The sequence below is a fragment of the Planktotalea sp. genome, assembly GCF_018607965.1.
Lineage (GTDB): Bacteria > Pseudomonadota > Alphaproteobacteria > Rhodobacterales > Rhodobacteraceae > Planktotalea.
On the sequence record NZ_JABBAM010000017.1, the window covers coordinates 13,701 to 27,875 of the forward strand.

General features: G+C 53.5%; 17 protein-coding genes, 1 other RNA gene and 2 pseudogenes. 3 read left to right on the top strand and 17 right to left on the bottom strand.

Annotation, left to right across the window (positions count from 1 at the left end; genetic code table 11):
* Positions 1-7 precede the first annotated feature (7 nt).
* The 7 genes and pseudogenes from QZ279_RS15580 to QZ279_RS01210 all read right to left on the bottom strand — a co-directional run.
* Positions 8-214, bottom strand: a pseudogene (locus QZ279_RS15580) (GNAT family N-acetyltransferase); the annotation flags it as partial.
* Between the two features lie 12 nt (positions 215-226).
* Positions 227-490, bottom strand: coding sequence for a hypothetical protein (locus QZ279_RS01185; protein WP_293447019.1), 264 nt, complete (start codon positions 488-490; stop codon positions 227-229).
* Between the two features lie 217 nt (positions 491-707).
* On the bottom strand, positions 708-1,691 hold the full coding sequence (gene acuI / locus QZ279_RS01190; RefSeq protein ID WP_293447020.1) for an acryloyl-CoA reductase: 984 nt from the start codon (positions 1,689-1,691) through the stop codon (positions 708-710).
* Between the two features lie 64 nt (positions 1,692-1,755).
* Positions 1,756-2,859 (bottom strand): dimethylsulfoniopropionate demethylase, encoded by a 1,104-nt coding sequence (locus QZ279_RS01195; RefSeq protein ID WP_293447021.1) that lies wholly within the window; start codon positions 2,857-2,859, stop codon positions 1,756-1,758.
* A gap of 6 nt (positions 2,860-2,865) precedes the next feature.
* Positions 2,866-3,375: a DinB family protein gene (locus tag QZ279_RS01200; protein WP_293447022.1), complete on the bottom strand. Its 510-nt coding sequence runs from the start codon at positions 3,373-3,375 to the stop codon at positions 2,866-2,868.
* Positions 3,372-4,079, bottom strand: coding sequence for a DUF1326 domain-containing protein (locus QZ279_RS01205; RefSeq protein WP_293447023.1), 708 nt, complete (start codon positions 4,077-4,079; stop codon positions 3,372-3,374). Before QZ279_RS01205 ends, QZ279_RS01200 begins: the two co-directional genes overlap by 4 nt.
* 6 nt (positions 4,080-4,085) lie before the next feature.
* Complete coding sequence (locus QZ279_RS01210) at positions 4,086-4,865, bottom strand: DUF2182 domain-containing protein (RefSeq protein ID WP_293447024.1); 780 nt, start codon at positions 4,863-4,865, stop codon at positions 4,086-4,088.
* A gap of 62 nt (positions 4,866-4,927) precedes the next feature.
* Here QZ279_RS01210 and QZ279_RS01215 point away from each other — a divergent pair, with 62 nt between their 5' ends.
* The 3 genes from QZ279_RS01215 to ssrA all read left to right on the top strand — a co-directional run bounded on the left by QZ279_RS01215 (position 4,928) and on the right by ssrA (position 6,393).
* Positions 4,928-5,674, top strand: a complete 747-nt coding sequence (locus tag QZ279_RS01215; protein WP_293447025.1) for an FCD domain-containing protein — start codon at positions 4,928-4,930, stop codon at positions 5,672-5,674.
* Between the two features lie 36 nt (positions 5,675-5,710).
* Positions 5,711-6,061: a DUF4345 family protein gene (locus tag QZ279_RS01220; RefSeq protein ID WP_293447026.1), complete on the top strand. Its 351-nt coding sequence runs from the start codon at positions 5,711-5,713 to the stop codon at positions 6,059-6,061.
* Positions 6,043-6,393: a transfer-messenger RNA gene (gene ssrA / locus QZ279_RS01225) on the top strand. The genes QZ279_RS01220 and ssrA overlap by 19 nt, the downstream gene beginning before the upstream one ends.
* 119 nt (positions 6,394-6,512) lie before the next feature.
* Here ssrA and QZ279_RS01230 read toward each other — a convergent pair.
* The 10 genes and pseudogenes from QZ279_RS01230 to QZ279_RS01275 all read right to left on the bottom strand — a co-directional run.
* Positions 6,513-7,421, bottom strand: a complete 909-nt coding sequence (locus tag QZ279_RS01230; RefSeq protein WP_293447027.1) for a hypothetical protein — start codon at positions 7,419-7,421, stop codon at positions 6,513-6,515.
* Positions 7,415-7,498 carry a DUF6471 domain-containing protein gene (locus tag QZ279_RS01235; protein WP_366513812.1) on the bottom strand — a complete coding sequence of 28 codons (84 nt, stop codon included), beginning with the start codon at positions 7,496-7,498 and terminating at the stop codon, positions 7,415-7,417. Before QZ279_RS01235 ends, QZ279_RS01230 begins: the two co-directional genes overlap by 7 nt.
* Positions 7,499-7,921: 423 nt before the next feature.
* Entirely contained in the window at positions 7,922-8,698 is a 777-nt protein-coding gene (locus QZ279_RS01240) for an enoyl-CoA hydratase-related protein (protein ID WP_293447029.1), read from the bottom strand.
* Between the two features lie 27 nt (positions 8,699-8,725).
* Complete coding sequence (locus tag QZ279_RS01245) at positions 8,726-9,187, bottom strand: cytochrome c-type biogenesis protein (protein ID WP_293447030.1); 462 nt, start codon at positions 9,185-9,187, stop codon at positions 8,726-8,728.
* Entirely contained in the window at positions 9,184-11,142 is a 1,959-nt protein-coding gene (locus QZ279_RS01250; RefSeq protein ID WP_293447032.1) for a heme lyase CcmF/NrfE family subunit, read from the bottom strand. Before QZ279_RS01250 ends, QZ279_RS01245 begins: the two co-directional genes overlap by 4 nt.
* A gap of 75 nt (positions 11,143-11,217) precedes the next feature.
* Positions 11,218-11,793 (bottom strand): holin family protein, encoded by a 576-nt coding sequence (locus QZ279_RS01255; RefSeq protein WP_293447034.1) that lies wholly within the window; start codon positions 11,791-11,793, stop codon positions 11,218-11,220.
* A 20-nt stretch (positions 11,794-11,813) separates the two neighbouring features.
* Positions 11,814-12,377, bottom strand: a complete 564-nt coding sequence (locus QZ279_RS01260; protein WP_293447042.1) for a holin-associated N-acetylmuramidase — start codon at positions 12,375-12,377, stop codon at positions 11,814-11,816.
* Positions 12,378-12,486: 109 nt separating this feature from the next.
* On the bottom strand, positions 12,487-12,930 hold the full coding sequence (gene ccmE, locus QZ279_RS01265; RefSeq protein ID WP_293447044.1) for a cytochrome c maturation protein CcmE: 444 nt from the start codon (positions 12,928-12,930) through the stop codon (positions 12,487-12,489).
* Positions 12,931-12,955: 25 nt separating this feature from the next.
* Positions 12,956-13,984: an N-acetyl-gamma-glutamyl-phosphate reductase gene (argC, locus tag QZ279_RS01270; RefSeq protein WP_293447036.1), complete on the bottom strand. Its 1,029-nt coding sequence runs from the start codon at positions 13,982-13,984 to the stop codon at positions 12,956-12,958.
* A gap of 44 nt (positions 13,985-14,028) precedes the next feature.
* Positions 14,029-14,175 (bottom strand): annotated as a pseudogene (locus tag QZ279_RS01275) (glutamate racemase); the annotation flags it as partial.

The window sequence follows — 14,175 nt, forward strand, 5'->3', positions numbered from 1 at the left end:
GCCAACTTTAGGGTGCTGCGCGTGGTGCACGCAAGTCCAAGTCGCATATCATTTGAATGGCACCTGATGTTTCGCGTTCAACAAAGCCGATGCTTTTGTAGAACTCCTGTGCCTCTTTATTATGCCCCATCACCCCTAGCGTGACACCACTACATCGATGCAGCCAAGCAGCGTTGCAAGCGGCCTCCATCAACGCCCGACCTGCACCGCGACCACGTGCATGGGGCTACACAAGCAGGTGCTGCACATCCATCAAACGATGCGCAAATTGTAATTGGATATTGCTTTGCAGAGCGGCGTACCCGACGATTTCATCACTTTGCTCAGCAACAATTAGCGATAGCCAAGGCGTAGGGCCAAAGCAAAGAAAAATCAGAGATTCTGCGCTAATTCTAGCGGTATCACCATGGTGTTCTGACAAAAGCGCAATCATCTTCACGATTTCGCGCACGTCAGCCGCGCACGCAGCACGGGTCGTAATATCGGTCATGTCGTCTCTCTCAAGTTCCCCCGAGAGCCGCATAGTTCATAAAAAACCGCCCCTCGGGACGGTTTCAAAATGCTCAAATGCTACTTAAACGCCCTGCTATACGCTCAGGCGATAAAACGGATTCATTGTTGGTAGGGTCAGTGTGTGCATCTGTGTCATGGTTAGGTGGGTAACGTATAGGCAGGCACCAAGCAAGATGGCACCTGCCCAAAATCGCCTATGCGTTTACGTTAACCACAACGCGACCCTTGACTTGGCCCTTCAGAATGTCGCGACCAAGACCCGGCAAATCTGAAAGCGTTGCTGGTTGGACCATAGCTTCCAACTTATCCATCGGCAGATCCTTTGCGATCCTCTCCCATGCGCGCAAACGGTTCTCATAAGGCTGCATGACGCTGTCGATACCCAGCAGATTTACGCCGCGCAGTAGGAACGGTATAACCGTCGCAGGCAAACCCGCTCCCCCCGCCAGGCCAACCGCAGAAACAGACGCGCCGTACTTCATCTGGCCTAGAACGCGCGCCAGCATGTCGCCGCCTACTGCGTCGACACACCCGCCCCACGCTTCGGCTTCCATCGGACGCTTGATTGTCTCGTTCAGCTCTTCACGCGCAACGATCTGCGTCGCACCCAAAGCAGTCAGGTAGTCCGCCGTTTCAGGACGCCCCGTGACCGCCGCAACCTGATGACCCAAATGCGCTAAGATCGCAGTTGCAACAGACCCGACACCACCCGCTGCACCTGTCACAAGAATAGGACCATCCTTGATCCCATGATCCTCAAGCGCCATGACAGCCAACATCGCTGTGAAACCAGCCGTCCCAACAGCCATCGCTTGACGCGTGTCTAAACCATTGGGCAGTGGCACAAGCCAATCTGCCTTAACGCGCGCTTTCTGCGAATAACCGCCCCAATGGGCCTCGCCCACACGCCATCCTGTCAAAACAACCTTGTCGCCCGCTTTGTAACGCGCGTCATCAGAGGCCTCGACAGTCCCCGCAAAATCAATGCCCGGAATATGTGGGTAATTACGCACCAATCCGCCACCGGGTCCTATGCACAGTCCGTCTTTGTAGTTAACTGTGGAGTACTCCACAGCCACCGTCACATCGCCTGCGGGCAGCTGATCAAGACCAATCTGCTCCACAGCCGCGCTGGTCTTACCTTCGTCATTCTTATTCACAACAAGTGCATTAAACATCTCTTAATCCTTCATCTTTCCAAGTAAACTTCGGGGTCTGGGGCTGGCCCCAGTCCGAACTCGATCAAGTCCAAAACGTTTCCCAAACCGTTACAGGTTGGACACCATTCGGCGTTACAACATCCAATTCGCTGCCCCCATCCCAATGGGTCATCCGCACCATTCCAATCGCAACATTTGTTGCAAAATCAGGACTATACGCCGCAGAGCTCACCGTTCCAACTTGGCGATCCCCATCCATCAAGGGCCAAAGCCGATCGCAAGGCGGAACAGCATCGCCGTGAATTTCTATCGGGCGCAATTGCTTCACGGGTCCCTCTTTAGCAACCCGCAAAAGCGCGTCACGCCCCACACAGCCAATCGCGGTTGATGTATTACAAAACTTGCCTAGCCCACACTCATGCGGCGTGTTGTCGTCGTTCATGTCGTTGCCGTAGGACAACAAACCACCCTCGATGCGTTCGATCAGGTTAGGACATCCTGCAAAGACGTCCAAATCGTTGCCCGCCTCCATCAACGCGTTCCAAAGCGGCATGCCAAGATCACTGCCCTCGACATAGATTTCAAAACCGCCCTGCTTGGAATAACCAGAGCGCGCCACAACCAGCTGACGCCCTTGGAATTCAAACATGCCATAGCGAAAGAACTTTATGTTCTTCACAGCGTCACCAAAAACCCGCACCATCAACTCTTCGGCTTTGGGGCCTTGCACGGCAAGCGGTGAAATATCTGGCTCATCCACCAAAACGTCCAAACGATAGCCGTATGCAATGCCTTTGACCCACAACAACAGATCACTGTCTGCTATTGAAATCCACCAACGGTCCTCTGCCAATTTCACAGCCACGGGATCATTCAGCATCCCGCCTGTTTCATCAACGATGGGCACATAGTAACACTGTCCCGGGCTCATTCCGCGCAGATCGCGAGGTGTCAGCATTTGCATCAAACGCCCCGCATCTGGCCCGCGCAACTCAACTTGGCGTTCCACCGAAACATCCCAAATCTGCACGGCAGACTTCAGGTGGTGATAATCCTCTTGAACCGAACGGAAAACCGTCGGCAAAAGCATACGGTTGTAAACGGTATAGCCTTTGACGCCTGCGGCTTCGACACCTTCAGAAAACGGTGTACGGCGCAAGCGACGTGAGAGCGAAATAAGAGCCATATTGGGCTACTCCGGCAAAAAGGGAACATCGGTTGTGTACATCGGCGCGTTCGCAGCGCCGAGCATAGCGTGAACTTGCCCACGATGATGGGTTTGGTGATTGAAAATCTGAACAATGCACATTGCGCGCGACTTGCTGATATCGGCTTGGATGGATCCAGAGAACCATGTCAGATCACCTGAAATGTCTGCTTCTGTCAGCTCGTCCGCCCACGCTATGAAACGCGCATCGGTACGAGATCGCTCTGTCGACCACTGCCCCAACGATTGGGTCATGTCTGTGGTGTCGGTCTTCGTCAGATCCGTTTCGGCGGGGCCAACGCCGTCGTCGAAACGAGATATCCAAAGCGTATCCCCCCAAAGCAAATGGTTCACAGTCCGAAAAATTGAGCCAAAGAACGCGCCACGATCGAGGCGCAAGTCAGCCTCTGTCATCGCTTTAAGCGACGTCAACAGCTCTGCATTTTGCCAGGCGTTATAGCGCGCCATCATGGCGCAATATTCAGGTGTGATCATTTCTTTGCGCCGCTCCAGTCAATCGGGCAAATTTCAGCTGACTTGCCACCAAAGTCCCAAATACGACCGAAATCACGCACTTTGGATTTGATGCCCTTTGCGGCGATGATGTCTGGGCCCATCCAATATTTCGAATTGGAAATCATCACCGGATGATCTGGGCTTGAACCTTCTATCATCTCGATCTCGCCTTGGATTTTGCGACCAATATACAGACCGCGCTTCTTTCCATCGCGTACGATTTCAACTTTTTCGCGTTCTGCATTCACGATATCGCTGACCAGCATCGTAAACAGACCTGTCGTTCCACCAGCCGCACCTGAGAAAATCTGCAAAATGCCGTTGTATGCTTTGCCTGAGGCGCGTTCGTCCACATAGGCCGCAACCTTCCAGCCACCTTCCGCCATACGGCCCGGAATTTCGACCATAAGACCGACGTTCAGCCCACTTAGGTCTTCGCCCTCGTAATGACCTTCATCAATCGCGATTGCCATCCAAGCGTTACAGTGCCCTTCCGTGGGAGGGTGTGCACCAAGCGAGACAACACAGGGGCAGAACAACTCGCAAGAGCAATTCAGGAACAATTCGCCTTTGATTGCCCAATCCGTAGGCGATGCTGTGCGACGTTTCGGATTGCTCATCCGGCTGTCGATACGTTGGCTGACCGGCAAACGATCCGCGTCGGGCATTTTTTTAACTGCCATGTGGTTCTATCCTCCCATGAGCGGGGTCCAAAGCAGCACCGCTGCCCCAGATGCGATCAGGATCGCCCCCATTGGTTTTGTTACATAATGCCCGATTTGGGGCAGTTTTTCGATGACCATAAAGAATGTCGCAAGGCCCATCCAGAGCAGGCTCATCACGCCGCCCACAAAGCCAAGCGCCATGAAGCCCCAGCAACAGCCAACACAGAACGCGCCAAGGCCAAGACCCATTTGCAGACCGCCCGTGAACCCTGTTTTCCAGCGACCTAAAAAGTAATTCATTGGGCTATGGCACACGCCATGGCAAATTTCCTTGGCGCGTGTGAATTGGAACAAACCTACCACTATAAGCAAGGCCGCCGCAAAGAGTTTGGATTTCGGGATGCCCAACATATCAACGACACCGCCAAATAGCAGCGCAAGCTGAACAGCTGTAACCAGTGCTGCAAAGGCGATCCAAACGATCATGTAACCTGTGATAACGCCCAACCACCCTGCCCGTGTGCCATTGGCAGACACCATCAGCGCCTCGTAGCTGCGCAGCGTTGGCACCATTGTTGGTAGCATCATCGCGGCCATCATAACCGCCCACATTGCAAACAGCGGTCCGAACTCTGCCATGGGCATCGACATTGGCATCCGCGGATCCATCGCAGCCATCGCGCGACCCATTTCACCGGGACGTCCGATCAGATCGACGTCCATTTGCAGTGCCATCATATACAGCATCGCCCACGACAGCAGGATAACTGCAAAGAAGCTAAGCCAAAGGGTTGATCGGATCATGAGCGTGAATCACTGTTAGTTTCAGTTGCATTTTTAATGTCAGACATTTAAACGTCTGACAAATGAAAATTGATCCAAATTCGAAATCAGACCTTTCCGCACAGATTGCCAAGGCAATCCGCGATGCGATTGTCAGTGGTGCTTTGATCGTAGATGAACGCCTGCCGTCAGAGGCGGAATTGTCTGAACAATTCGAAGTGTCGCGTGCGACTGTACGTGAAGCCTTGAAACGTCTCGCCGCGCAAAGCCTGATCCGCACGCAACGCGGTGCTTTTGGTGGCGCTTTCGTTAATCGCCTCAGCTTTGAAGAAGCATATGGCCAGCAGATCACCACCTCGACCCTTCTGCTATCGATGAATGCCGTCAGTTTCGATGTCGCCTGCGAAGCGCGGTTTGCGCTTGAACGTGCGTGTGCGCCTTTGGCCGCGATCCGTCGCACGCCAGATCAATTGGCGACCATGCGCGCAGAGATCTTCCGCCAGACCCAACCAGGCCTCAGCGATGAAAGCTGGTGCGCCAGTGACGTCGCGTTCCACCGTGCGTTGGTCGATGGCGCAGGAAATCCCGTGTTGTCCTACCAGCTTGCAGGCGCGGTCGAGGCCATGCAGCCCCTGATGAATATGATCACCTTTACCGCCCGTTCGCGCGAACGGATCATCGCGCTGCACACAACGATTGCGGATGCTCTGCAAGCCAATGACCAACAAGCGACCGAGCTTGCCCTGTCCGATCTAGAGGCCGAAACCAAAACGCTGGGTCTGTCAGCGATGCAAGCGCGCGCAGATCATGAAGCGCCCAAAAGAGCGTAGAGTGATCCAAAGCTTAAATCCCTGCGAACATCTAATATGATAGATATTTTAAACATACTCGTCGCGCTGATGACCATCGCCTTTGGTGCTTTTGGCTTTCTTGCTCCGCGCTTTACCGCTTCTGCCCTCGATCTGAAGATCGGTGACACTAATATGGGGCTAAGTGAGATGCGTGCGTCTGTGGGAGGATTATTCGTCGCGATTGGTCTTTTCGCAATTTGGACGGGCCTGCCGATGGCATACGCTATGATCGGCGTGGCCTATGCGGGCGCTGCAACTGGGCGTCTGATTTCAATCGTGATAGACAAGCTGCCTTTCAAAAAAGCGATGCTTTATTTTTCGCTAGAAGCGGGTCCTGCAGCGTATCTGCTCTTGGCAAACCTCTAAGGGCTTCCTATATTAGTCTTGTTCGCAAGAACTATGAACATAAACGCGCTTGTAATAAGCGGATCGGACCCGGGGGCGGTACCCGGCGACTTCACCAATAGCCCGTTCATTTGACGGCGGAGGGGGTCGAAATAGGATCGACGAACGTCTAAAGAGGTTAGCTTTGTTTCGGCTGGGTGCCACCGTATCGGCCCAAAATGTACAATTGCAAATGACAATCGTGCTCCAATGGCGATGGCAGCGTAAGCTACCGGAACTATTGAAAACTTAAGCCCTACGGTTTAGCGACTTTAGGCGGGGTTCGCAGGTACCTGGCAACAGAAACCTGCACTACTCCCCTACATTTATTATTTGATTTGGGCTCTGCCCCCGCTGCTTTCCCGCTACCCCGGGAAATTTTCGGCCTAATGTATCAAATGCACCAAGCGGGGTGTGAGGAATGATTAGTGTTTTATGTCGTTCTGTTGTGCTTACCATATGGCTGTTCGTGAACTCCGAAACCCACCAATTTCCCATTCTTTCCGAAGTTGGGCATGATGCGAAAGGAACTGCAAGTTTCGGTTTCACGCAATATTTTACTGCCAGGCGCTCGATATTGGATCAAAGTCCTACCGTATATAAGCATTCTTCCGCTCATGAGTTCATCGCGTTCCGTTCCAGTAAAGACGCCCATAGATCCCGGCCCGATCTGCCCGGGGCCAATTGTAACAGAGCCGCTATTCTCGAAGATAGACGCTTCAGAAAAGCGTAGCGGACTGCTTTCGGACCCGATCTTGAAAGAAGTGATGCTTCGCGCATCAATTGCGGGACTCCTACCGCAATTTATCGTTTTAACATTCGCAGCAATAGCGTTTTGAATGACACCTCTTTCTTCGCCCCTAGCCGTGGTTGGCTGGATGTCCAAAACATGAAACAAAACCCACGGCCTTTCAATTTCTGTGAGAAGTTTTTCCGATGCCATAGCCCCACGCATGGCAGCATTGTTGGCGCTTCTAGTCAGCCCTAGGGTGTAGAGAAGAAGAATAGTGCCGACTCCCACAAAGATTGTGGAGTACAGAGAATAATCCCTCATATCGCGGGTGGCAGCTTCGATAGATTGTGTAGCAGAGTTCATTCCCTGCTGGGCAATAAGATCGTCTATTTCACGCTGTCTGCTTTCATTTTTTTCGCGGTCTCTGGCACTGGTAGTTTTATCGCTTTCGATAACAATTACCGGAAAGGGGTTCGGAAGTTCTATGGAACTTGCTTGCTGTTGAGCGGGTGCTTTATTTGCTTCAGCTTTCTGCTCTTGGGCTTGCCCTAAACTTCCGAATGCAACTATTCCAAATGCAACTGCGATGACCCAACAACTCTTTAACATACCAACATAAACGCCGCTGAAAACGTCCCACGGGACAGCTTGTTAGCGCCGTTAACCTCTTTCTCACTGATTCCAATATCAGCAAGCTTCTCAACAAGTTAAGCATAAGTCGCGCGCTTACGCTTCAACTTAGATTTAGGCAGGTTTGCCGCCTGCTTTTCCTATTCGTTTTGATCTGGCATAGTATTCCCTGCTGCATTCAACTTGTTGGAATATTATATAAAATAAGTAATCAACGCATATTGTGCAAAACGATGGCATAGCACTTTGCAACACACATTTCGGGCAATTCCACACCACGTATTAAGAGCAAGGCCTCAACATGCGCCAGCCCATCCCCATCGCTGCGGATAATCTGCTTTCTCAACGCCAGTACCGCGCCGTTTATCGACTTATCCTGCAGTCCCGCGTTTTGGATTCATTGCCCGCAGTATATAAGCTAAATTGGTGGTGCGTTTGATATATAAGGCCCGATATTTTGGGAAAAGAGACGCCTAGGTTCAGCGCCCCTCAAACTCGGCAGAGCGTTTGTCTAGGAAGGCAAGAACGCCCTCTTTGAAGTCGCGGGTTTGACCGCATTTACCTTGGAGTTTTGCCTCAAGTGCAAGTTGATCCTCTAGCGAGTTTTCGAACGAAGCACGGATTGCGGTCTTTGCTTCGGCGTAGGCCGCGGTTGGGCCATTGGCGAGGTGTTTTGCGCGGGCTTTCCAGGTCGCTTCAAATTCATCCTCCGGAACAGATTCCCAGATCATGCCCCAGCGTTCGGCTTGGGTGGCTGTGATCTTGTCGGCGAAAAGGGCTGCGCCCATTGCTTTAGCCATGCCCATTTGACGCGGCATGAAGTACGTTCCACCTGCATCGGGGATCAAACCGATTTTAGTGAACGCTTGCATAAAAAAGGCTTTTTCAGAGGCAATGACGATATCTGCACCAAGCGCAAGGTTTGCACCAGCACCCGCCGCAGCGCCGTTTACGGCGCTAATGGTTGGAACAGGGCAAGACGTGATCGCTTGTAGCATGGGTTGGTATTCGTCGCGCAACGTGCGCTCAAGGTCCATGTTGCCTGCGTTCGCACGATCACCCAAATCCTGACCAGAGCAGAACGCGCGCCCCGCCCCTGTGAGCACAACGCAGCGTGCTTCTTTACCGCCTGTGCGTACCGCATCCGTGATTTCTGCGCGCATTTGCGTGCTCAGTGCGTTCATGACGTCTGGTCGGTTCAGCGTGATCGTCGCAGTGTTGTCTGCGAATGTGTAGGTGATCGTTTGATAGTCCATGCTCATTCCCGTCTATTCAGTCGCGCCTTAGCGGTCTTTATCTAGCACTTCGGCCAGCCTTGTTTTCTCTGCATCGCTCAGCGCCACCAGCTTTTGTTCGGGCGTATAAGCGCGGGTGCGAAGATATCCGAACCCGACTCCCCCCGCGAGCAAGAGCATGAGCGGACCCGCCGCCCAAAGCAACCAGTTCGAGCCTGTGACGGTGGGTCGAAGCAGGACATATTCGCCGTAACGATCTACGATGAAAGCAATCGCTTGCTCATCTGTGTCACCCGCTACAAGCCGGTCACGTACCAGAATGCGAAGATCACGCGCCAAAGAGGCATCGCTTTCATCGATGGATTCGTTTTGACACACGAGGCAGCGCAGCCCCTTGGACAGATCGCGCGCGCGGGTTTCCAAGGCTGGATCTGCGAGCATTTCGTCAGGCTGCACGGCATGTACAGGCACCGCAAAAGTTAATAACAGTGCGACAAGAACAAACCTCATTCCGCTGGCACCGCGCGTTCCCGACGTTTACTCGCGCCCGCGCCAACACGGAAACGACGATCAGATAGGCTCAGGAAACCACCAAAGGCCATCATCAGAACACCCGCCCAAATCCAGTTTGCGAGCGGCTTGATATAGGTCCGCAAGGTCCAGCCCCCCCCCTGTTGTGGATCACCGATCACCACATAGACATCACGCAAGAAACGATAGTCGATTGCGGCTTCTGTTGTTGGCATTTGCGCCACGGGATAGTTGCGTTTTTCAGGGTTCAACACGGCGATCTGTTCGCCATTGGTGCGCAAAATCACGTCGCCCATCGTCGAGAGGTAGTTTGGTCCCTGAACACGATTAACGCCTGTGAGTTCCAATTCAAACTGGCCTACCGTGAAAGGTTCGTTCAGTTTCGCAACCCGGATATCTTCAACTTGCCACGCCATCAGGCCCGCAATGCCAAACATTGTGACACCAAGGCCGCCATGCGCAAAGGACTTGCCCCAGTCCGCGCGCGGAAGGCGCAACACGCGCGACCATTTTCGTCCCGCGCGCATCCACAGGTCAAGCATCGCGCCGAAGACCATCCATGCGCCTAGGAACAATCCAACTGGCCCCATCAAGGAACGACCTGTTTGCATGACCCAAACCAGCAGCGCCAAAGCCAAGGCCAGCACAAAGACGTAGCGCATTTGATGGGCTGCACGCCGTAGTTTCCCGCGCTTCCAAGCGAGCGTGGAGCCGATCGGCAGGATCAAGCCAAGGATTACCATGAACGGCGTGAACGCCATGTTGAAGAACGGCGCCCCGACAGAGAGTTTGCGATCAAAGAACATCTCTGCAAACATGGGCCAAAGGGTGCCAACAAACACGACGAAACACGCGACAGCGAGAAGAACGTTATTGGCCACCAGCGCACTTTCGCGGCTGACCACGCCAAAGACGCCTTTGGCTTCCATGGTCTGTGCGCGGAATGCGAAAAGGATCAACGCACCGCCTGTGAAGAAGGCGAGGATCATCAAGATGAAGACACCCCGCTCGGGATCATTGGCAAAGGCATGGACAGACGTCAAAAGACCCGAGCGCACGATGAATGTACCGATAAGGGAGAAGCCGAAGGCAAGGATAGCAAGCAATATGGTCCAGCTTTTCAAGCTTTCGCGCTTTTCAACGACGATCGCGGAATGAAGCAAGGCTGCTGCTAAAAGCCACGGCATAAACGAAGCGTTCTCAACTGGATCCCAGAACCAGAAACCGCCCCAGCCAAGTTCATAATAGGCCCACCATGATCCCAGACCGATGCCGATAGATAGGAAAATCCATGCAGCCAAGGTCCATGGACGGACCCAGCGTGCCCATGCTGCGTCAACGCGACCTTCCAAAAGGGCCGCAACCGCGAAGGAAAACGCCATCGAAAGGCCCACGTAGCCGAGATAAAGGAACGGAGGGTGAAATGCCAAACCGGGGTCTTGCAGCAGCGGGTTTAGATCTTGGCCATCAAAGGGCGGTACCGCGAGGCGCAAAAAAGGGTTGGATGTGAATAAGATGAACGCGAAGAACGCGACTGCGACTGCGGATTGCACGGCGAGGACGCGCGCACGCAGAGTTGGTGGCAAATTGTCGCCAAACCACGCGGCACAGGCCCCGAACAGCGTCAGGATAAGCACCCAAAGCAGCATCGACCCCTCGTGGTTGCCCCATACGCCGCTGATTTTGTACAGCATCGGTTTGGCGGAATGCGAGTTCAACCACACAAGGCGCAGCGAGAAATCAGAGGTCACAAATGCATAAGTCAGCGCCGCAAACGCGAAGGCCGTGAACAGAAATTGCATCTTGGCTGCGGGCTCTGCCACGGCCATCCAGCCGTACCAATGTTTGTGCGCACCGATCAGGGGCACAACCGCTTGCACGATTGCTATGAGAAAGGCGAGGATGAGGGCGAAATGTCCAAATTCTGTAATCATACCTCAAGGTATAGTGCGCACCCTGCCCCTCGCCAATGGTTTTCGACCATAATCGCGGTTCACATTGTCGCGGGATTAGCCACGCTGCTCTGCCCAGTCTTGAAGTGCTGCATTTTGGGGGAATTTGATAGGTTTGGGCGCGGACAAAATTGGCTCGGTTCGTGTTGTGGGGTCAACTGGTTTCGGGCGCATCGCGTCTAGCGCATCCAGATTGCGCATGACGGTCGGGGCCAATGCAAGTGAGCTTGCAATTTGCTTTTGAAATGCTTGCGTTTTCACCTGATGACGCGCGCCAAAATAGAATGACACGATTGCCCCAAGCAACCACCACAAGGGCTGCGGCACCAGCGCGATGCTCGGCATGCGCGACGCGAACCAGATTGGGTCGACCATCGCCGCCACAAACAACCCCAGCGTTCCAAGTGCCATCGCTGGACATGGAATGCGGTTCAGCCCATCCATGAAGCAATCAAAGGACCCGCGTTGATTTGCCTGAAACTCGCCCGCAAACTGCGCTAAAGCATCGCCGCGCGACACAGCGCCGCGCGCAGCACTTTTTTCAGCGTTCTCCACAAAAACCTCTGCCGTGTCGCGGATGATATTGCCACCGCTACGAAACAACATCGTAAAGACGCGATCCATCATGCCCATTTTGCGATCCTTTGCTGAAATTACTGTGCTGTCAGGTGATACTTCGCGGCCATACAGGTCTCTGCGCGGCTGATCCAACCGCCTTTGCCACCTGCCCACGTGCGCGCATATTTGCGACTGGCAGCACGTTTATCCGCCAAACGAAAATAATAATTGCGCCGTTCAATCGCGTAGGCGTCGCTTAGATGATCCGGTGAACTATCAAATGCACGCGTTACAGCGGCGATGGTCAAAGGACCGATTACGCCGTCGCTGGAACACTCGAACCCCATCTTGGCTACAAGACGTTGCAAGATTTTCACCGCATTCGCACCCGCGTTCACATACATATCAAACACGCTCGCTTGCAGCGGTTCTGGCAAGCTCGAGATGCGAGGTTTGTCGAAATAATGCTGTACGAAAATGTCGAGCGCTTGATCCTGTGTAAGCTTGCGCACATCCGCACTTGTTACGCGCCCATCGCCTGTTAGGTCCAACCCTAGACGACGCATCGTGTGGATTGTGACGCCGTGATTGGTAGCCCCGCCTGGATCGGAAGGATCATTCACATATCCCCCTTCACGCGCCACGATTTCACGCACAATCGCACGGACGTTTTGGTTTTCAATGACTATGGTTGTGGGTTTCCCTTGCAGTGCATTTGCAACGGAATGTGGCGAACGGTGGTTAATGAAGCACTACGCAACCGCGCGCTTAGGCGTCTGGCTCTTGATACACACCTTGCGCCTTCAGGGCATCTACGACCTCTTTCGGCATGTAGGTCTCATCATGTTTGGCAAGGATTTCAGAGGCTTCAAAGACGCCGTTCACGTAGCTTCCCATGCCAACCATGCCCTGATTTTCCTCGAACAGATCAGGCAGAACACCCGTAAAGGTTACAGGAATGCTCGCACCGCCATCGGTCACGCTGAAACGGATGACCTCGCCAACGCCCCGTTTGATAGAGCCTTCTTCGACAAGCCCACCAATACGGAACACTTCGTTCGGTGCGGGTGGTTCGGCGATGATCTGGCTTGGTGCGCGAAAAAAATTGATACCATCGCGCATCGCATAACCGATCAAAGCCGTGGACAAGGCCAAGGCCACAACCGTCAAAGCCACGACTTGGATACGTCGCTTTTTCTTAAGTCCTGTCATTGCCATTAGGTCGTCTCCAAATCAATTAAGGAAAACAAGGGGCCAGCATCAGCCCAGCCGTCTCAGGTAGACCTAACATTAGATTGGCGTTCTGCAAGGCCTGTCCGCTGCTTCCCTTCGTGAGGTTATCCAGCGCTGCAATCACAATCGCGCGCCCTTCAATGCGATCAGCGACCACACCGATGTGACAAAAGTTCGAACCACGTACATGATGCGTGCTCGGTGTCTCGCCCATGGGGAGGACTTCGATGAACGGCTCGGCCTCGTATTGCGCAACCAGCGTGTCGTGGATCACCTGTGCATCGCCAGACACATACCCCGTCGCCAGAATACCGCGGTTCGCGGGGATCAGATGCGGCGTGAACTGGATGCGCACCTCGCGTCCCGCTAACACGGAAAACTCTTGATCAAACTCGCCTAAGTGTCGATGCGTACTGCCAACCGCATAGGCCGCGTAGCCTTCTGACAATTCTGCATGCAAAAGGTTTTCCTTCAAACTGCGCCCTGCCCCAGAGACCGCGCACTTCAAATCAAGAATGATGGTATCAAGATCAATGACACCCGCCGCAATCAAAGGCCGCAGCAGGAATTGGCCCGTCGCCGCGTTGCAACCCGTGCCTGCCACAAGACGTGCGTTCGTGATCTGGTCACGGTAAAATTCGGTGAGGCCATAGACAGCCTCGCCCTGCATATCGACCGCGCTGTGGGGATTGCCGTACCATTGTTCGTACGCCTCTGGATCACGCAAACGGAAATCTGCGGATAGGTCGACGATCTTCAAATCGCGTGGAAGTTTCGCGATCACTTCTTGGCTGGTCTTATGGGGCAACGCACAAAACGCAAGATCAATATTTATAAAATCAATGTCAGCGATCTTTACCAAATCTGGCAAATCAAGGTGGCGCAAATGCGGGAAAACCTGTGCAAGCGGTTGGCCTGCTTTACGCTCGCCCGACAGTGCTTTGATCTGCATACTGGGATGCGTGGCGATCAGGCGGATCAACTCCGCGCCCGTGTATCCAGACGCGCCTAGAATTGCGATATTTTGTGTCATGTCATTGGTCTTTCAAAAGAAATGTCTTGTCTCAAGCTATGTGTTCAGGCTTTTTCGAAAGAGATTTCTCGTCGCATAAATTGGGTGGCCCGATCACTGACCCGTGCAGGAACACCGCTGGTGAAATAGCGATTGGCCTTGCCTGACCCAATGAAATCAGGCCGGCGTTCCAGATAATCAGCAAGGCTTTC